The following is a 19,126-nucleotide window of genomic DNA, read 5'->3' as shown; positions in this document are numbered from 1 at the left end:
GTTAGTGGCACTCTACGTTGATTAATTTAATCGATATTTTGTCGTTTTCTGTCGCGTTTACGCTGAACGGCGCGGAGCACTGATCGGTATCGCCCCAGTCAAATTTCACCGTTCCGGTTTCTGGTGCGGCGTTGATATATACCTGACCGTTATCCCCCACGTAATAAATAGCATCCTCACCTTCAATGCGCGCCCGGGCACCAAACGGCAACAGGACGCCGTTGTGCTTCGCAGTAATGACCACCTTACGGCCGATAATAGGTTTAAATTCGGCCAGCACGATCGCATCTTTTGTCGGTACAACCTGCACCGATGTGCTTTTGAAATCGAACGTTTTGTTGGCGCGGGTATCTACATTTAGCGTATTGCGGTGGTAAGCATGTAGATCCGTGGCAAGCGCATACCCGCGCGCATCAGTGATCACGTTCTGTCCGCCGTCCAGTGGAACATGCGCTGCGCCGGGCATAGAGACCAGTGCCATGCTGCTGCTGGAGTAACGCCCGGCGGTTATACCGTGGCGGTGTACGAGTAATCCACCCGACGCGTTCCAGGAGACATACTGATTCTGATCGGCGTTATAGGTCAGGTTCAGATCGCCATACGTGCCCTGATAATCGACGCCCAGCGAACCGCTCCTGGTCTCGCCCTGCTCCGGATCCGAGGCGTAGGAAACCTGGCTATTCCAGCTCAGATCCTGCCGGTCGCCAAACTTGCCCGTCACGCCAACCTGATTCGACAGATCGCCCTTCAGGCTGGAGGTCGCGGTATAGTTCACCATTGGTTGCGCGGTTGGCAGAAGGTCGTTAAACGGAATCGAAAGCGTCATCGCCAACTGTTTATCCCACTCCGCATCGCCCTGATTACGCGCCATGCTGTAGGAGAGCGAAAAGCTCATGGTGCTGAATGATCCATTCCATCCCAGCTGCCACGTGCGCGAGATCGTATTGTCGACATTCTCAGTACGGCTCAGCGTTGCGTAGAAACTGTGTTCATCTGTCAACGTCTGGTTAACCGTCAGACTATATTCGCGACGTTTGCGTGAATCATCGAACAGGTGTTCCGCATCTGCCCAGTCGCTGAATGACAGGTATTCATGCAGATAATAGCGACTATCCAGCTGAATCTGCGTGTCGCTTTCCGGAATACTGTTGCGATACGTCAGACGCGCCATTTCCCCGGTATACTCTGGCGAGTTGTTACGACGGCTGCGGCTGCGTGTCATATCAAAGGCGATACCGCCCAGACGATGAAAATCAATGCCGAGTCCGAGACTAAGCGCCTTGTACTGCTGATGGTACTGGCTTCCGCCGTACAGCGTGGTATTAAGCGGCAACCCCCGTGATAGCGTGGCCTGAATAAGCTGCGGCCTGCGTTCAATGGCGTTAGCGCTTGAGAGATAGCGTCCTACCGTCAGGTTGTACTTTATTTGTCCGGTACGCAGCAGCTGCGGTACGCTGGCATAAGCCACGGTACTGCGCGACTCTGAGCCATCCGCTTCAGTTACAATTACGTCCAGCTTTCCACCATTCGACACGGACGACAGATCGCGAATAACAAACGGGCCCGGCGGCACAGACGTCTGGTAAATCGTATTGCCGTTCTCTTTGATCGTAACCCGCGCGCTGCTTTTAGCGATGCCACGAATAATCGGGGCAAAGCCGGTGAGCTGATCCGGTATCATATCGTCGTCTGATGTTAACTGCGCGCCACGCACCATCAGGCCATCAAAAATATCCCCCGGTGTACTGGCATCGCCCAGAGTGAATTCGCCTTTCAGAGAATGCACGGCGGTTTCGACATAGTTAGTCAGACTCTTAAAACCGTCTTCCTGACTCAGGGTAGCGTTATTGCGGTAGCGCCAGCGCCCAATATTAATGCCGTTGGTCAGGTTGGCGAAAACGGAATCCGAACTGCCTTCACTGCGCGTAATGTTTTGCTGGCCGGAGAGCTGGTACATACTCATTAACGCAGGAATGCCCTCATCCCACTCCTCTTCTGGAATGCCTGTGATGGTTTCATCCCGCAGAATGGTCTGTGGAATGGCGATATCCAGCGTCAGCTTAGAGAAATCAAAATTCGCCTTGATCCCCGGGACTTGCTCTTCAATAGGAAAGCAGGTGTTTTTGAGTTCATTATCTTCCGCTTTTGAGTCAACCCTGGTCATATCCACGCCCAGTTTTTCATAGGCTTTAAAAGAGAGGCAGGCAACCAGCTGCTTCTCTTTATTCGCTTCAAACCGAACGTTACTAAACATAACTGGCTTCTCGTTAACGTTGATATGTACCCGGTAGGTGCCCGGTGGTTGATATCCCTGGCTCAGCAGACTGGTATCAGCGATCGCTGCATTACCGTCCACCGCCTGCAATAATCCGGGATCGAAATATTCTCCGGCCAGCACAGCGCGGGAAAATATTACCGATGCCACAAATGAAGCGAGCCACTTAATCCTTGTGCCGCGCATAACGCCCTGTTAATCAATCAAGACGTTGTGAAATAGTTTTGGACGTAACACCAAAATCATTAATCGCCTCCCACTCAACCGTGGAGCCGTTCGCCGGCGCGTGTTTGAGGTGATAAGACTTATTCCCAAACGCGGGAATGACGGTATTGTTGTCTACCACGGAAACGGGCACCGCCTCCTTATCAATGTCGATTTTGCTCAGTACCAGATTAAACGGTGAATTATTATTGACCGTTACCGTGCTGCCGGAGTGGGTCCACTTCAGGTTTTTCACCGCTTCACCCGGATCGCCTTTCAGGCCAGATGGACGGAAGAAAAATTTGATGCGGTTGTTGATAGCCAGCACCATGCGGTTTTCAATTTTGGACTCTTCATCATTCAGACCGGGTACGCCTTTCACATCCAACCAGAACAGGCTTTCGCGATCGGTCGGCAGGCCCTGTCCCATATAAACGATGCGAATGACATTATCGCTTTTAGGCGAAAGGCGGAATAATGGTGGCGTGACGACAAATGGTAATGATTTTTTTACCGTACTATCACCAGCATCAAGCCAGGACTGAATAAGATACGCGCGATCTTCATTACTGTGTATCGTAACGGAGGCATCGCCATCTTTTTCATTATAAATAAGGCGGTCAGCATTTAATGTTAACGCCGCCTGAGACATTCCTGACCAGAAAGTCGAAGCAAGCAGAGTCGTCAGGAGTAATTTTTTCATTTTTAAATCCACAAAATCATAAAGAAAAGCCTGCAAACTAAAAATTATTTATATCTATAATTAATAAATTCACAGGCGTAAGTAACGATTAAGGCTGTTTATATTTTATCAAGTTGTATTGTTAATGTAGTTTGCACTAAACCTGGCATCGGCGTTTTATTGTTAACTTTGACCATGCCGACATGAATGGCGTAATCGTCTGTCAAAGTTCGTCGCTGGCTGACATTAGGGGTAATGGCTTCACCACCAAAATCATAAAGCGCAATACCGACGCCTTGCGCTGCTGCGCTGCCCGTTTGCGTATTAGCAAAAACATTCCGATCGCTGTCATCAGCAGTGCCTAAAAAGCTGAGCGCCATGCCATCTGATGAGCAAGTTTCACGGTTGATCATTACGCGTACGCTATCCAGCGCCTTCGCATTATCAGACGACATTGTCTGTGCAGGCAATGCTGCTATATCTTTTTGTGCAAGCTTCAGAAATGAATTGCTCAATGCAATAGTGCATACTTCATTACTATTCTCGACCTTACCACTAATTGATAAGATTGCTGGAACATCATCCGTTGCCTGGCTTAAGCTGCTGGCTATCAATAAAAAGCAGGGTACAAAAACGGAAGCGACCTTTCTTTTCATCTAACGTCTCCTTTCTTTTTCATAATCATCCGCTCCGCATCTGGAGCCGATGGGCATCCTTTAATCACTTCAATAAATGTAAATCTAAGTCGTATTTTATTTGTCAGGCTGCAAAGGAGGTTTCGCTAAATTAATATCGGTGAAGTATTGTGGATCGAATAACTCTTTTTTTGATTAATTGTGCGGTGGGGAAATGATATTATTTTTTAAATAATTATTTATTATGAGTTGAGTCTGTTATATACGTTTACCAGATAATATTAATTAAACATTTATCGGTTATTTATATATTATAAAAAATAAAGGGGCAAGGTTTAGTGTCTTTAAATAAATTCCTGGATGTTTCTGGGTCGCTGATTGCATTTTGTCATGTCGGTCATTAAGATCTTACGTAATAAGGTTTTACGCATACAGGGCTGGTTATTTTTTAGATTATATAAGGAGGATGTGTGGATAAACGGAAGCGCGAATCAGGCGTTTGAATATTTTTCCGTTTCCGGCATCCAGCGCTCTACCAGCGCCGCCGCCTGCTCGGGATAACGTTCATGAATATGACGAGCGATACGCTGTACCTCAGGAATTAATGCCTGGTCACGCAGCAGATCGGCGACTTTGAATTCGGCGTTACCGGTTTGACGAGTGCCGAGCAGCTCGCCGGGCCCGCGGATCTCCAGATCCTTCTGGGCGATAACGAATCCGTCGTTACTGTCGCGCAAAACCTGCAGACGCATCTGGGCAGTTTTTGACAGCGGCGCTTTATAGAGCAGCACACAGTGGGACGCCACCGCGCCGCGGCCAACGCGCCCCCGTAACTGATGGAGCTGTGCCAGCCCCAGGCGCTCCGGGTTTTCGATGATCATCAGACTGGCGTTAGGTACGTCTACACCCACTTCAATCACCGTGGTGGCGATAAGCAGGTGAATCTCGCCCTGCTTAAATGCCTGCATCACCGCCTGTTTCTCCGTGGGTTTCATCCGGCCATGCACCAGCCCGACATTCAGCTGTGGCAGGGCGGTTTTCAGCTCTTCCCAGGTTGCTTCGGCGGCCTGCGCCTCTAACAGTTCGGATTCTTCAATCAGCGTGCAGACCCAGTACGCCTGACGTCCCTCTTCGCTGCAGGCGTGGCGCACGCGCTCGATGATGTCGCTGCGACGGGTATCGGGAATGGCAACGGTGGTCACCGGGGTACGGCCCGGGGGCAGTTCGTCGATCACGGAGGTATCAAGATCGGCGTAGGCCGTCATCGCCAGGGTGCGCGGAATGGGCGTCGCAGTCATGATCAGCTGGTGAGGATGGAATCCCTGCTGCTGACCCTTTTCGCGCAGCGCCAGGCGCTGATGCACGCCAAAGCGGTGCTGCTCATCAATAATCACCAGCGCCAGGCCATTAAACTGCACCTGCTCCTGGAAAATCGCGTGGGTGCCGACCACCATCTGCACCTGGCCGCTGGCAATCGCTTCCTGCTGAGCAATACGCGCTTTTCCTTTCTGCTTACCGGCCAGCCAGCCGACTTCCACGCCCAGCGGGGCAAACCAGCTGCGGAAGTTACTGGCGTGTTGCTCCGCCAGCAGTTCAGTCGGAGCCATCAGCGCCACCTGCTTGCCGTGGGCGATAGCACGCAGCGCGGCCAGCGCCGCCACCAGGGTTTTACCTGAGCCGACATCGCCCTGTACCAGACGCATCATCGGAATGTCGCGCGCCATATCCTGTTCAACTTCTGCCACCACGCGCTGTTGCGCCCCGGTGGGCCTGAACGGCAGGGAAGCCAGCAGCTGATTTTTCAGGTCGTCATGAAGGCCAAGCGGCAGCGCGTGGAACCGTTGCGCGCCGGCGCGCAGCGCCAGCATGCTCAGGTTGTGTGCCAGCAGTTCTTCGAGAATCAGGCGATGCTGAGCCGGATGTTTTCCGGTTTCCAGTTCCGTCAGCGTCAGGGTCGGCGGCGGGCGGTGCAGGGTACGCAGCGCCTCCGGCAGGCTCATCATGCCCTGTGCCAGCTCCGGCGGTAGCAGTTCGGTGATAGCGCAGGTATCCAGCAGATCCAGCGCCTGGTCAGTCAGCTTGCGTAACGTAGCCTGCCGCACGCCTTCTGTGGTCGGGTAAACCGGTGTCAGCGTCTCCTGCATCTCCGGCGTTGAGCTGTCGCCCTGAATGCGGTACTCGGGGTGGATCATCTCTGCGCCATACTTCCCGCGCCGGGCTTCGCCATAGGCCAGTACGCGACGACCCGTGGCGAGGCCATTTTTCATTGCGGCGTTGAAGTTGAAGAAGCGCATGGTCAGGATGCCGCTGCCGTCGCTGATCTGGCAGGTCATCATGCGGCGTCCGGCAAAGGTGACGCTGCTGTTCAGCACTTCACCCTCGACCGTGGCGTAAATACCCGGCAGCAGATCGCCAATCGCATAGAGCTGAGTGCGATCTTCATAGCGCAACGGGAGATGAAGCAGAAGATCCTGCACGGTATGCAGGCCGATTTTCGCCAGCTTGCTGCTCTGACTGGCACCAACGCCGGTCAGCGAGCTTAGCGGGACGGCATCCAGCAGGCGGCCACGCATGGCTTAACCCGCAGACTGCATCGTTGCCCACCACGCGGCATCGGCGACGATGTCGCCGTTATCATTCACGTGAGGGTAGGGTAGACCTTTGCGCTTTGCCACGCGGGCCAGCACCGGATAACCGCCTTCAAACAGCAGACGCTGCTGCTCAGCGACGGGAAGGGTACTGTTTTCACGCTGGTACATACCGGCGTTCTGACGCTGGCGCTGCGCTTCATAGAGGATAAGCGCCGAGGCCACCGAAACATTGAGCGACTGCACCATGCCGGTCATTGGGATGATGATATCCCGATCCGCCAGATCCAGCGCTTCGCGTGTGATCCCGGTTTTCTCCTGCCCCATCAAAATGCAGGTGGGGCGGGTGTAATCGATATCGCGGAAATCTACGGCGCGGTCAGAAAGGTGTGTGGCGAGGATCTGCATGCCGCGACCCTTAAGATGAGTAACCGCATCCGCAATAGTTCGGTGGGTTTTCACCTCCACCCAGCTGTTACTGCCGGCGGCGGAAGAGGCCATGGTCCGCATCCGATGTCCCGGCCAGACGGCATGCACTTCGTGCACGCCGACGGCATCGGCGGTACGAACAATCGCGGAGACGTTATGAGGCTTATGAACCTGCTCCATGCAGACGGTCAGGTCGGGTTGCCGCCTGGCGAGCATCTCGCGGATCCGTGCGTAACGCTGAGCATTCATGCCGTCAGTTTCGGTTTCGGGTGACTTTAATGACATCCGGCATTACGCGGATTTTGCGCATAATGTTTGCCAGATGAACGCGCTCGCGCGCCGAGAGACGGATGAAGGCGCTGTATACGCGGCCATCTTTCTCTTCGGTATTGAGGCTGTGGATATTAGAACCTGCAGTGTTAATTGCCGCCGTCAGGTTCGCCAGCGCACCCTGGTGGTTGAACATATCCACCTTGATCTCGGTGATGAACTCCTGCTCGGTCTCTTTATCCCACTCTACCGCCATGAATTTCTCAGGTTCTTTCTGGTAGCCGCGAATGTTGCGGCACGATTCATGGTGGATAACCAGCCCTTTGCCTGGGCTGACGTGAGCGACAATCGGGTCGCCGGGGATAGGACGGCAGCACTTGGCAAACGTAATCAGCACGCCATCCGCGCCTTTGATTGGCAGATGGTTGGTGCCTGATGTGGTCGCAGGGATTTGCTGGCCGGTAACGCTGGCATCGCCCTGCGTCAGGTTTTTCGCCACCACCACGCTCATTGCGTTACCCAGGCCAATTTCCGCCAGCAGATCGTCAAGCGTCGCCAGCTTCATACGGTCCAGCTCACGCTGCACGTGCTCTGGAGGGATCTCAGCCAGTTTACGGCTGCCGCCCAGAGCATGGTTGAGCAGACGCCGCCCAAGGCTGACGGAGTCATCACGCTTAAGGTTTTTCAGCATCTGTCGAATTTTGGCGCGCGCTTTGGAGCTGACGACAAAGTTCAGCCATGCGGCGTTTGGACGCGCACCCGGCGCGGTGATGATCTCCACCGTCTGGCCGCTGGTGAGCGACTGCGACAGAGGATAGGGCTGACGATCGACGCGCGCGCCGACGCAGGCGTGCCCGATATCGGTATGCACCGCGTAAGCGAAGTCGACCGGCGTCGCGCCCGCAGGAAGTTCGACAATACGACCTTCCGGGGTGAAAACATAAATCTCATCCGGGAAGAGATCAGATTTAACGCTCTCTATAAATTCAAACGAGCTGCCCGCGCTTTGCTGCAGTTCAAGCAGGCTTTGCATCCAGCGCTGCGCGCGGATTTGCGCCGTAGTGCTGCTCTCGCCGTGCTCTTTGTAAGCCCAGTGTGCTGCCACACCCATTTCAGCCATCTGGTCCATATCTTCAGTGCGGATCTGCACCTCAACCGGCACGCCATGCGGGCCAATCATGGAAGTATGAAGCGACTGATAGCCGTTCGCCTTCGGGATGGCGATGTAATCTTTCATCCGGCCCGGACGTGGCTTGTAGAGGCTGTGCATCTGGCCAAGTACGCGATAGCAGGTATCCACATCCTTCACGATCACGCGGAAGGCGTAGATATCCATGATCGAGTGAAAACGCTGCTCTTTAAGCACCATTTTACAGTAGATGGAGTAGAGATGTTTTTCACGACCGCTGACGCGGCAGGGAATTCCCGCTTCCTGAAGACGCCCTTCGATTTCTGAAAGGATCTTCTGAATCATCTCTTTACGGTTGCCGCGCGCCGCTTTTACCACTTCTTTAATGACGCGGTAACGGTTAGGGTGCAGCGCCTCAAAGCCTAACTCTTCGAGTTCGGTTTTCAGGTGATGGATACCCAGGCGGTGAGCGAGCGGGCTGTAAATTTCCAGGGTTTCGCGTGCAATACGACGACGTTTATCCGGACGTAACGCGCCCAGCGTGCGCATATTGTGAGTACGGTCGGCGAGCTTGATCAGAATGACGCGGATGTCCTGCACCATCGCCATGATCATCTTGCGAAAGTTTTCGGCCTGCGCCTCTTTCTTATCCTGGAATTTAAGCTTGTCGAGCTTGGACACCCCTTCTACCAGTTCGGCAACGCTTTTACCGAACAGTTGCTCCATATCCTGATATGTCGCCGGGGTGTCTTCAATCACGTCATGCAGTAGCGCGGCCATCAGCGTTTCGTAGTCGAGTTTCATCTCGGCCAGAATGCAGGCCACCGCTACCGGGTGCGTGATATAAGGTTCGCCACTTGAACGTGTCTGGCCCTCGTGAGCGTCACGTGCAACGAGATACGCTTGCTGGAGACGCTTAATCTGGTCTTCCGGCAAGTATTGTTGAATCAGCTGATTCAGGCTTTCAAACAGATACAAGGGCTACCCGCTGGTTATTAACGACGGCCTTCAGCAATCGCGGTGACAGCCTGCAGTTCTGCGGCTTCCTGCTCCTGCTGTTCCTGGCGCTCACGCACGTCAAGGATCTGGTTGTTGATCAGACCTTCTTCGATTTCACGCAGCGCGATCACCGTAGTTTTATCGTTTTCTTCCGCTACCAGCGGATCTTTACCGCCAACCTGCATCTGACGAGCGCGACGCGCGGCGACCAGCACCAGGTCAAAACGGTTACCAATTTTCTCAACAGCGTCCTGAACAGTTACGCGTGCCATAATTAAAATGCTCCACAGGTGAAGAAATGACTGGGCATGATACTGAAACTGGGTTCAGTCTGCCAATAGTTTGGTGATTAAAGCGTCATGGCGTTGCTTCTGACGACCCATGCGCAGGCGCTCAGCGCGAAGGATGATCTTCAGATCGGCCAGCGCCGTATCAAAGTCATCATTCACGATAAGGTAATCGTACTCGGCGTAATGGCTCATCTCCGCTACCGCCTGCGCCATACGTTTTGCAATAACCTCTTCGCTGTCCTGGCCACGACCACGCAGGCGGCGATCCAGTTCCTCTTTCGATGGCGGCAGGATAAAGATGCTCCGTGCCTGAGGCATTTTCTGACGAATTTGCTTCGCGCCCTGCCAGTCGATATCCAGGAAGACATCCACCCCGGTTGCCAGCACGGTTTCGATGGTTTGACGCGAGGTTCCGTAATAGTTACCGAACACCTCGGCGTGCTCCAGAAACGCGTCTTCCGCGATCATAGTGCGGAATTCATCATGGTTTACAAAGAAGTAGTGCTCGCCATGATTTTCACCGGGACGCGGACCGCGCGTGGTATGAGACACCGAAACCTGTGAGTCATACAGCGGTTGCGTCTTCAAAAACGCCTGAATAAGGCTGGACTTACCCGCTCCGCTGGGCGCGGAAATAATATAAAGCGTACCTTGAGCCATCTGTGTTTTACGTCAGTTGAAATGCCGAAAAGAGATGCGCGTATCTGTTGCGGTTATCTAAATGACGCTCAACGCGCAATCATTTATGGATAAAACCGTTCTACCCGCACTGCAAAGTATGGTGGAGATCACGACTTATTATACACACCGCCGCTTCGTGACGTAGCTTTTGTCATGACTTTTAACGCAATTGCGAAGCGCCTTCCCGCTGCGGGATAGCGTTGCAGCAAATTAAACAATCCTCTTGAAAGCGCCTCGCAGTTCACGCTTTTCTCAATCGATCCTGAATAAACAACGCGTTATATCTGTGCGCATTAACAGGGAGGCTCGAATGATAAGGACTGTTATTGCATTAATACTCATGCTGTTAACTGCAGGGACTAGCGCTACTTGTCCGGTCTGGCAAAGTTCGCAGGCCAGACAAGAGATAAATCGCCTCTCAGCGCAGCTTAAAAAATGGGATGAAGCCTACTGGCTGCGCGGGCAAAGCCTGGTAAGCGATGCCGTGTATGACGACATGCGCGCACGATTACGTCAGTGGTCTGGGTGCTTTTCATCGCAGCGGGCAAACTTGCAGCCGGAAATACCTTCGCAGGGTAAGACTGCGCATCCAGTTTTTCATACTGGCGTTAAAAAACTGGAGAATAAAGAGGCGCTGACAAGATGGATGCATACGCATCGCGATCTTTGGGTCCAGCCTAAAGTAGATGGTGTTGCAGTAACGCTGGTGTACCGGCACGGGAAACTGAGCCAGGCCATTAGCCGCGGCAACGGGCGAAGCGGTGAGGACTGGACTGAACGAGTGCGCGCTATTTCTGCTATCCCGCAGCACGTAAGCGGTGCGCTGGCTAACAGCGTATTGCAGGGAGAAATTTTCTGGCATCGCCATCAGCATGTGCAAAAACGGGACGGCGGCGCAGGCGCGCGGGCAAAAGTCGCGGGGGCGCTGATGCGTAAAGCTAATACCGCATTGCTTCGAGAGTTTAACGTCTTCATCTGGGCATGGCCGGGTGGACCTGTCGATATGCAGGCTCGTCTCGAAGCGCTGGATAAAAATGGATTCTCGCTTACGCGACAGTGGACGACCGCGGTTCAACACGCCGATGAAGTCGCGATTCTGCGCGATCGCTGGCTGGCCGAGCCGTTGCCTTTCGTCACCGATGGCGTGATCGTACGCAGCGGGCGTGAACCCCCTCCAGCCAGCTGGGTTCCTGGCGAAGGCAACTGGGTCGTCGCGTGGAAGTATCCGCCAGCCGAGCATATTACCGGCGTGAAGCAGATCCATTTTACCGTGGGGCGGACCGGGAAAATTGCCGCCGTTGCGGAGCTGGAGCCTGTAAAAATCGATGACAAGAACGTGTCTCGTGTGAGTATCGGGTCGCTAGATCGCTGGCGCAGACTGGATCTGTTAGCGGGAGACAGAGTGGTGATACGCATGGCCGGTTTGGGTATTCCCCATATAGAGCGGGTCGTCTGGCGTATGGCGCAGCGCAACAGACCTGTGCTACCCGCAGCGGATCAGTTTCATCCATTGAGCTGCTTTTTTGTAATAAGCACATGTCGCGAACAGTTCCTTGCACGTTTGCGCTGGCTTAGTCACGGAACGGTACTGGATATTCATGGTGTGAGCGAAGCGACCTGGCTGCAATTACATCAGGCCCATCGATTTGAACACCTGTTTTCCTGGATGGCACTGACGCCAGAAATGCTTGCTACTACCCCAGGATTTTCTGAAACCCGCGCCCGTATGGTTTGGCATCGTTTTTCTCTGACGCGACGCAAGCCCTTCCGGCAATGGCTAAAAGCGATGAGCTTTCCTTTACCTGATATGACTCTTGAAGCAATGCCAGATCAACACTGGTGGCATGTCCGCAATCGTAATGAGCTGAGCTGGCAACGTTTGCCGGGTGTGGGCAAAGCGCGGGCTAAAAAGCTGGTAGCTTTTGCCCGTCACCCGGATATTACGCAGCTTACAGACTGGCTGGCCGCGCAGGGTATCGATGGTTTCGCTGAACCTCAGTGAGTGCTGTGACGATAGTGGAAAACAGGGAGTCCGAGGCGAAAGCGTAGCGCCAGCAGTCGGGCGGTGAAACCGAAGAGCAGCGTGGCGATAACCACAACATTATGGCTGGAGACATAATACTGGAGGGCGACATAGAGAACCGCAGAAGCAAAGGCGATACCGGCGTACAGCTCTTTCTGGAATACCAGCGGGATGCGCTTACAGAACATGTCGCGCAGTACGCCACCGAAGACGCCGGTGATCACCGCTGCGATAACCGCAATTACCGGGCCTTCACCCATATCAAGGGCAACCTGTGCGCCAATGATGGAAAACACGACCAGGCCGAGGGCATCTAATATTAAAAAGAAGCGGCGCAGGTGGGGCATCACCGGCGCAAAAATGGTGGTTAGTACCGCAGCGGTAGCCACGATGATAACGTACTCAGGATGCGCTACCCAGCCGAGCGGATAGTGGCCGAGCAAAATATCCCTTACCGAGCCGCCGCCAAGCGCCGTTGCTGTGGCAATGATAATAACGCCGAAGGTATCCATCCTGCGGCGACCGGCAGCCAGCGCGCCCGTCATTGCCTCGGCGGTGATGCCAATCAGATAAAGAATATGTAGCAGCATGGATCCCCCTAAAAAAGGGAGCAGGGTAACGATTCACAGTGGTTATCACGACTGAGTTTTTCTAAATCGCAAAAATTTGGATTAGTTTTACTTATGGGTGAACAATGTATTAACCTGATTATTAAGTAACAAAGTGAAAGTGGTTAGATAAAAAGAATAAATTTTATAAGGGCTAAAAAGAGAGGATTAGCGTCTCTGAGGCACCAGATAAGTAAAGCCCGCCGGGAGGCGGGCTTGAAACTAATATCTGACGGGATTTACTCGATATTCTGAATCTGCTCGCGCATCTGCTCAATAAGCACTTTTAGCTCGATAGCAGAATTGGTGACGTCGGCATTGATGGACTTAGAGGCCAGCGTGTTCGACTCACGATTGAATTCCTGCATCATGAAGTCGAGACGGCGGCCAACGGCTTCTTTCTTCTTCAGGATGTTATAGGTTTCTTTAACGTGCGCTTCCAGGCGATCCAGCTCTTCGGCTACGTCAATACGCTGTGCCATCAGCACAAGCTCTTGCTCAAGACGGTTATTTTCAAGCTGGACCTGCGCATCATCAAGCTTGCTGACGAGACGCTCGCGCTGCCACTGCATAATTTCCGGCATCCAGGCGCGCACTTTGGTGACTTCAGTGCTGACGCCTTCCAGGCGTTGCTCAATCAGGGACTTCAGAGCCTGACCTTCGGTTTCACGGGCGATAATGAAATCATCCATCGCACCATCGAATGCAGTGAGAATGTCTGCGGCAATCGCGTCCAGATCCTGCTCCTGAGCAGCCATTACGCCTGGCCAGCGCAGAATATCGACCGGGTTAATTTCACCTTCATCGCTCTGCATTTTTACCCAGTTAGCGGCGCCTACCAGCTGCTTTGCCAGTTTTTCATTAAGGATAAGCTCACCCTTTGCGCTGGCGTCCGGTTCAAAACGCAGGCTGCACTCCACTTTACCGCGCGTCAGACGAGTACGAATACGTTCGCGCACCACCGGTTCAAGGCTACGGAACTGTTCCGGCAGACGGAAATAGGTTTCCAGATAGCGTTGGTTTACGGAGCGCAACTCCCAGGCGGCGCTGCCCCACTCACCTTTGATTTCCCGGCGTGCATAGGCGGTCATACTGCGGATCATAGTCATACCCGTTGTGTAGATGAATTTGCGTGGATTATAGCCCCCGTGGCCTCACCATGATAGGAATAAGCTCGCGAAGCCCGTATAATGCGCAGCCACATTTGCCACAAGCCGGAGAATAACTCATGCGTCCATCAGGCCGTAGCGCTAATCAGGTGCGCCCCGTCACCCTGACCCGTCATTACACAAAACACGCTGAAGGTTCCGTGCTTGTTGAATTTGGTGAAACTAAAGTGCTGTGCACCGCTACCGTAGAAGAGAGCGTACCGCGCTTTCTTAAAGGGCAGGGCCAGGGCTGGATCACCGCAGAATACGGCATGCTGCCGCGTTCTACCCACACCCGTAACGCGCGTGAAGCGGCCAAAGGTAAACAGGGCGGCCGTACCCTGGAAATCCAGCGCCTTATTGCCCGTTCACTGCGCGCAGCCGTCGATCTGAAAGCGCTGGGTGAGTTCACTATTACGCTCGATTGCGATGTCTTACAGGCTGACGGCGGTACTCGCACTGCCTCTATCACCGGTGCCTGCGTGGCGCTGGCTGATGCGTTGAATGGTCTGGTTGCGGCCGGCAAGCTGAAAGCGAACCCGATGAAAGGCATGGTTGCTGCAGTTTCCGTCGGTATCGTTAAGGGCGAAGCCGTTTGCGATCTGGAGTATGTCGAAGATTCCGCAGCAGAAACCGACATGAACGTGGTGATGACCGAAGATGGTCGCATGATCGAGGTGCAGGGCACCGCCGAAGGCGAGCCCTTCAGTCACGAAGAGTTGCTTTCCCTGCTGGCGCTGGCGCGAGAGGGAATTGATTCCATTGTCGCGTCGCAGAAAGCGGCGTTAGAAAATTGATTTAAAGGCGACCGTAATGGTCGCTTTTTTTTGCTTAAAAAAAGATGAGGAGCGAAGCCATGAAACCGTATCAGCGCCAGTTTATTGAATTTGCACTGAATAAGCAGGTGCTTAAGTTTGGCGAATTCACGCTGAAATCCGGGCGCAAGAGTCCGTACTTTTTTAATGCCGGGCTGTTCAACACCGGACGGGATCTGGCGCTGTTAGGCCGGTTTTATGCGGAAGCGCTGGTGGACTCCGGGATCGACTTCGACCTGCTGTTTGGCCCGGCTTATAAAGGCATCCCTATCGCGACCACGACGGCGGTAGCGCTGGCCGAACATCATGAGCGCGATGTGCCGTACTGCTTCAACCGCAAGGAAGCGAAAGATCACGGCGAAGGCGGCAGTCTGGTGGGGAGTCCGTTACAGGGGCGTATTATGCTGGTGGATGATGTGATCACTGCTGGCACCGCAATTCGTGAATCTATGGAGATTATTCAGGCCAATGGTGCAACGCTTGCCGGGGTATTGATCTCCCTTGACCGCCAGGAGCGCGGTCGGGCAGATATCTCTGCCATTCAGGAAGTGGAGCGTGATTATGGCTGTCAGGTTATTTCCATTATCACGTTGAAGGATCTGATCGCTTACCTCGAAGAGAAGCCAGAAATGGCCGACAGCCTGGCAGCGGTGCGTGACTATCGCGAGCAGTTTGGCGTGTAGATGCTGGCCCGGCAGTCTCGCTGCCGGGTAATCTTTACAGCAACGCAGCACCCTGCGTGTTTACATACAGTGAATATATAGATGTGCTGGACGCCATAAACAGGCGGTTGCGAGATGCCCCACCGAAACACAGATTAGAGCAGCGCTCGGGCAGATGAATCATTCCCATGGCTTTGCCCTGAGTCGTAAAGACGCGCACGCCATCCAGCTCTTCGCTACCCATTCCCCATCCGCACCATAAGTTACCGTCAACATCGCAGGCAATACCGTCGGCAGTGCCGTTTCCGCAGTCGATGTGCACGCGTTTATTCTTCAGCGTGTTGCCCTCTACGTCCCAGGCGAGAATTAAGCGGTTCGGCGTCGCCCGGCTTTCAACGACATAAAGCGTCTTTTCGTCAGGTGAAAAACAGATGCCGTTAGGCCCTCTGACATCACCCGATACTACGCTCAGCTCGCGGCTTTCAGGATCAAGGCGATAGACGTTTTGCGGCAGCTCCGGAGCTGCTTTATGCCCTTCATAAAAACCAGCAATGCCAAAAGGCGGATCGGTAAACCAGATAGAGCCGTCAGATTTCACCGCAATATCGTTCGGCGAGTTGAAGGGTTTTCCATCGAATTTATCAGCCAGGATGGTGATGCTACCGTCATACTCCGTGCGGGTAATACGGCGGGTATCATGCTCGCAGCTAATCAGTCGGCCCTGACGATCGCGAGCGTGCCCGTTGGCAAAGCTGGATGGCTGGCGAAACACCCGGGTTTCGCCGGTAATTTCATCCCAGCGCATGATGGCGTTATTGGGGATATCGCTCCACAGCAACATTCGGCTATCGCCAAACCATACCGGGCCTTCTGCCCAACGAAAACCGGTGGCAATCTGTTCGACTTTCGCGCTGGAGAGAATATAGCCGCGGAAGCTGTCATCCAGCGCAACGATGCGCGGATCGGGATAACGGGGAGACGGCGTCCAGGCCGCATAACTTCTGGTACTGACCAACAGTGAAGCGGCGGCAATACCGCTCAGCTTTAATAGTTCTCGACGTGATGTTGCCATCAGGTCTCTCCTTATTGTGTAGGGTATTCGGCAAATTATTTTTTTAGTAAAACGAGCGTGCCTGAAGGAGAGTAGGAAATGTACCGGGCAGGAACATCTGGCAACTCAACGAATTCCGTTGGGCTTTTTCACAAATTGAAGATAAGAGAAGTGAGCAGCCGGTCTGGCTGCCTCAGAAGAATTACTGCAGCTGGGCGGCGAGCAGCGGCCAGCGCGTATCAAACTCATCGGTCGGGCTGTAGCGGAATTCACTGCGCACAAAACGCGACAGCATACCTTCGCAATAGGCCATCAGCTGGCTGGCCAGCAGCGTTTCGTCGCTGGTATAGCCTTCGCCTTCACGCATTTTGCGTTCGCGCAGCACCTGACGCAGCTGCACTTCGATGCGCTCGAAAAGCTGGTTGATACGGCCCTGCAGTCTGTCCTGTTCGAACATCAGAGCATGACCGGTAAGAATGCGTGTCAGGCCCGGGTTGCGTTCACCAAAACCGAGGATCAGCTGCACAATCAGGCGCACGCGCGCGGTCGTATCTTTTTCATCTTTCAGGATCAGGTTGATACGTGTAATGAGGCTGTCTTCGATAAATTCGATAAGGCTATCGAACATCCTGGTTTTGCTGGGAAAATGACGGTACAGCGCCGCCTCAGAAACGCCAACGGATGCCGCCAGCTTTGCGGTGGTAATGCGCTGGCTGCCATCACTGGATTCAAGCATCTGTGCCAGAGACTGAAGTATTTCCTCGCGACGATTCCGTTTCGCGGTTTGTTTTTCTGCCATGTTGTAAAATACCCCTGAAAATAAATACCTGTCAGGCTCGCACCACGTCACGGCCGCAAACCTAAGTTTGCGGCTATGTTATCGCGTAAATTATTCAGGTGATGCGATAAAAAAGGCGTTATTTACGCCCGGAATGCCCAAATCCGCCTTCGCCGCGATCGGTGGCGTCGAAGTCTTCTACCAGATTAAACTCAGCCTGCACGACCGGAACAAACACCATCTGTGCGATGCGCTCGCCCGGCTCAATCGTGAAGCTTTCCTGCCCGCGGTTCCAGACAGAGACCATCAGTTGCCCCTGATAGTCAGAGTCGATCAGGCCCACCAGGTTACCCAGTACGATGCCGTGCTTATGACCCAGGCCAGAGCGCGGCAGAATAACCGCCGCCAGTGAAGGATCGGCGATGTGGATTGCCAGACCCGTCGGCAGCAGGGTGGTTGCGCCCGGCGCGAGCTCCACTGCCGCATCAAGGCAGGCACGCAGGTCAAGACCAGCAGAACCAGAGGTGGCGTAGGTCGGCAACGGGAATTGCTGGCCTACGCGCGGGTCCAGAATCTTAACGTCGATTTTTTTCATCATAACGGGTAACGATCTCATCCAGTAATAAATGGCCAAGGAGTGCTTTCTGCTCGCGCGGTAAGACTTTATCTCCATCCTGCCAGAAAAGGTGCAACGCATTGCTGTCGCTGTTAAAACCCAACCCTGCCTGCGAGACATCGTTCGCGCAGATCAGATCGAGGTTTTTACGCACGCGTTTTTGCCGGGCGTATTCTTCCACATTATTTGTTTCGGCGGCAAACCCCACGACATAAGGGCGGTGCTCAGTAAGCGAGCCAACACCGGCGACGATATCGGGATTTTTGACCATCGTCAGGGTGATCTCATCGCCCTGCTTTTTAATTTTTTCGTTAGCGACAGTCGCGGCGCGGTAATCGGCCACAGCCGCACAGCCGATAAAAATATGCTGCTGCGCTACGCGAGCCTGTACCGCGGCTTCCATCTCCAGGGCTGTGGTCACATCCACGCGCTGAACCCCGGCGGGCGTTGCCAGGCTCACCGGCCCGGATACCAGCGTCACCGTCGCGCCGCGCGCTGCAGCTGCGGCTGCGATAGCGAAGCCCATCTTGCCGGAACTGTCATTGGTGATATAGCGCACCGGGTCAAGTCGTTCGCGGGTCGGGCCGGCGGTAATCATGATGTTCAGATGTTGCAGATCGTTTACAGCGGCAAAGTGCTTCGCGGCCAGATCAACGATGGCCAGAGGATCCAGCATGCGGCCAGGGCCGACATCCCCGCAGGCCTGGCTACCGCTGTCTGGCCCCCAAAGCAGCACGCCGCGAGATGCCAGCACCTCAAGGTTGTGTTGTGTCGCCGCAGCGCGATACATCTGCTGATTCATCGCCGGGGCTACGGCAATAGGCGCGGGTGTCGCCAGGCAGATCGTGGTGACAAGATCGTTTGCCATACCGGCCGCAACCCGGGCTATCAGGTCAGCCGTGGCGGGAGCGAGGATCACCAGGTCAGCCCATTTTCCGAGTTCGATATGCCCCATTGCCGCTTCCGCCGCAGGGTCGAGCAGGCTGTCTGAAACCGGGTAACCCGAGACGGCCTGAAGGCTCAGCGGCGTAATGAAGGCTTTGGCTGCATCGGTCATCGCAACGCGCACCTCTGCGCCCCGCTCGCGCAGGCGGCGCACCAGCTCCGGCGCTTTATACGCTGCAATACCGCCGCTGACACCGAGAACGATTTTTTTACCCATTAACCCCATCATGATTGCTTCCCGTTGGATTTACCGCAGGGGGAACTTTACCACATTCAGGAGAAGGCGCGACGTGGCGGG

General features: G+C 54.1%; 17 protein-coding genes. 3 read left to right on the top strand and 14 right to left on the bottom strand.

Going from position 1 to position 19,126, the window contains the following annotated elements; genetic code table 11:
* Position 1: 1 nt before the first annotated feature.
* The 8 genes from KFZ77_RS18580 to gmk form a co-directional block, all read right to left on the bottom strand.
* The gene (locus tag KFZ77_RS18580; protein WP_031523224.1) at positions 2 to 2,461 is read right to left on the bottom strand and encodes a fimbria/pilus outer membrane usher protein; all 2,460 of its coding nucleotides are present in this window, start codon (positions 2,459 to 2,461) and stop codon (positions 2 to 4) included.
* A 13-nt stretch (positions 2,462 to 2,474) separates the two neighbouring features.
* Complete coding sequence (locus KFZ77_RS18575) at positions 2,475 to 3,182, bottom strand: fimbrial biogenesis chaperone (protein WP_031523226.1); 708 nt, start codon at positions 3,180 to 3,182, stop codon at positions 2,475 to 2,477.
* Between the two features lie 98 nt (positions 3,183 to 3,280).
* Positions 3,281 to 3,817, bottom strand: coding sequence for a fimbrial protein (locus KFZ77_RS18570; protein WP_031523228.1), 537 nt, complete (start codon positions 3,815 to 3,817; stop codon positions 3,281 to 3,283).
* Positions 3,818 to 4,287: 470 nt separating this feature from the next.
* On the bottom strand, positions 4,288 to 6,369 hold the full coding sequence (gene recG, locus KFZ77_RS18565) for an ATP-dependent DNA helicase RecG (RefSeq protein WP_031523232.1): 2,082 nt from the start codon (positions 6,367 to 6,369) through the stop codon (positions 4,288 to 4,290).
* Between the two features lie 3 nt (positions 6,370 to 6,372).
* The gene (gene trmH, locus KFZ77_RS18560; RefSeq protein WP_264385023.1) at positions 6,373 to 7,062 is read right to left on the bottom strand and encodes a tRNA (guanosine(18)-2'-O)-methyltransferase TrmH; all 690 of its coding nucleotides are present in this window, start codon (positions 7,060 to 7,062) and stop codon (positions 6,373 to 6,375) included.
* Between the two features lie 4 nt (positions 7,063 to 7,066).
* The gene (spoT, locus tag KFZ77_RS18555; protein ID WP_031523236.1) at positions 7,067 to 9,190 is read right to left on the bottom strand and encodes a bifunctional GTP diphosphokinase/guanosine-3',5'-bis pyrophosphate 3'-pyrophosphohydrolase; all 2,124 of its coding nucleotides are present in this window, start codon (positions 9,188 to 9,190) and stop codon (positions 7,067 to 7,069) included.
* A 17-nt stretch (positions 9,191 to 9,207) separates the two neighbouring features.
* Entirely contained in the window at positions 9,208 to 9,483 is a 276-nt protein-coding gene (gene rpoZ, locus KFZ77_RS18550) for a DNA-directed RNA polymerase subunit omega (protein WP_031523238.1), read from the bottom strand.
* Positions 9,484 to 9,537: 54 nt separating this feature from the next.
* Positions 9,538 to 10,161 (bottom strand): guanylate kinase, encoded by a 624-nt coding sequence (gene gmk, locus KFZ77_RS18545; protein ID WP_031523240.1) that lies wholly within the window; start codon positions 10,159 to 10,161, stop codon positions 9,538 to 9,540.
* Between the two features lie 331 nt (positions 10,162 to 10,492).
* Between gmk and ligB the strand changes: the two genes are divergently transcribed.
* Complete coding sequence (gene ligB / locus KFZ77_RS18540; protein ID WP_264385022.1) at positions 10,493 to 12,184, top strand: NAD-dependent DNA ligase LigB; 1,692 nt, start codon at positions 10,493 to 10,495, stop codon at positions 12,182 to 12,184.
* Here ligB and KFZ77_RS18535 read toward each other — a convergent pair.
* Together KFZ77_RS18535 and KFZ77_RS18530 are read right to left on the bottom strand one after the other, a co-directional pair.
* Complete coding sequence (locus KFZ77_RS18535; protein ID WP_264385021.1) at positions 12,178 to 12,795, bottom strand: trimeric intracellular cation channel family protein; 618 nt, start codon at positions 12,793 to 12,795, stop codon at positions 12,178 to 12,180. The two genes, ligB and KFZ77_RS18535, sit on opposite strands and share 7 nt — an antisense overlap.
* Before the next feature lie 257 nt (positions 12,796 to 13,052).
* On the bottom strand, positions 13,053 to 13,916 hold the full coding sequence (locus KFZ77_RS18530) for a YicC/YloC family endoribonuclease (RefSeq protein ID WP_264385020.1): 864 nt from the start codon (positions 13,914 to 13,916) through the stop codon (positions 13,053 to 13,055).
* A gap of 125 nt (positions 13,917 to 14,041) precedes the next feature.
* On the opposite strand from KFZ77_RS18530, the gene rph reads away from it, so the two are divergent.
* Positions 14,042 to 14,758 (top strand): ribonuclease PH, encoded by a 717-nt coding sequence (gene rph / locus KFZ77_RS18525; protein WP_031523247.1) that lies wholly within the window; start codon positions 14,042 to 14,044, stop codon positions 14,756 to 14,758.
* A 59-nt stretch (positions 14,759 to 14,817) separates the two neighbouring features.
* Positions 14,818 to 15,459, top strand: a complete 642-nt coding sequence (pyrE, locus tag KFZ77_RS18520) for an orotate phosphoribosyltransferase (protein ID WP_264385019.1) — start codon at positions 14,818 to 14,820, stop codon at positions 15,457 to 15,459.
* A 34-nt stretch (positions 15,460 to 15,493) separates the two neighbouring features.
* On the opposite strand, the gene KFZ77_RS18515 is transcribed toward pyrE, so the two are convergent.
* The 4 genes from KFZ77_RS18515 to coaBC all read right to left on the bottom strand — a co-directional run bounded on the left by KFZ77_RS18515 (position 15,494) and on the right by coaBC (position 19,054).
* Positions 15,494 to 16,510, bottom strand: a complete 1,017-nt coding sequence (locus tag KFZ77_RS18515; RefSeq protein ID WP_264385018.1) for an SMP-30/gluconolactonase/LRE family protein — start codon at positions 16,508 to 16,510, stop codon at positions 15,494 to 15,496.
* Between the two features lie 181 nt (positions 16,511 to 16,691).
* Positions 16,692 to 17,288 carry a nucleoid occlusion factor SlmA gene (gene slmA / locus KFZ77_RS18510; RefSeq protein WP_264385017.1) on the bottom strand — a complete coding sequence of 199 codons (597 nt, stop codon included), beginning with the start codon at positions 17,286 to 17,288 and terminating at the stop codon, positions 16,692 to 16,694.
* Positions 17,289 to 17,406: 118 nt separating this feature from the next.
* Positions 17,407 to 17,865: a dUTP diphosphatase gene (dut, locus tag KFZ77_RS18505; RefSeq protein ID WP_031523255.1), complete on the bottom strand. Its 459-nt coding sequence runs from the start codon at positions 17,863 to 17,865 to the stop codon at positions 17,407 to 17,409.
* Complete coding sequence (gene coaBC / locus KFZ77_RS18500; RefSeq protein WP_264386216.1) at positions 17,843 to 19,054, bottom strand: bifunctional phosphopantothenoylcysteine decarboxylase/phosphopantothenate--cysteine ligase CoaBC; 1,212 nt, start codon at positions 19,052 to 19,054, stop codon at positions 17,843 to 17,845. Before coaBC ends, dut begins: the two co-directional genes overlap by 23 nt.
* Positions 19,055 to 19,126 lie beyond the last annotated feature (72 nt).

This window comes from Siccibacter colletis, assembly GCF_025914095.1.
Taxonomy (GTDB): domain Bacteria; phylum Pseudomonadota; class Gammaproteobacteria; order Enterobacterales; family Enterobacteriaceae; genus Siccibacter; species Siccibacter colletis.
This window is presented reverse-complemented; position numbering and strand designations above follow the sequence as displayed.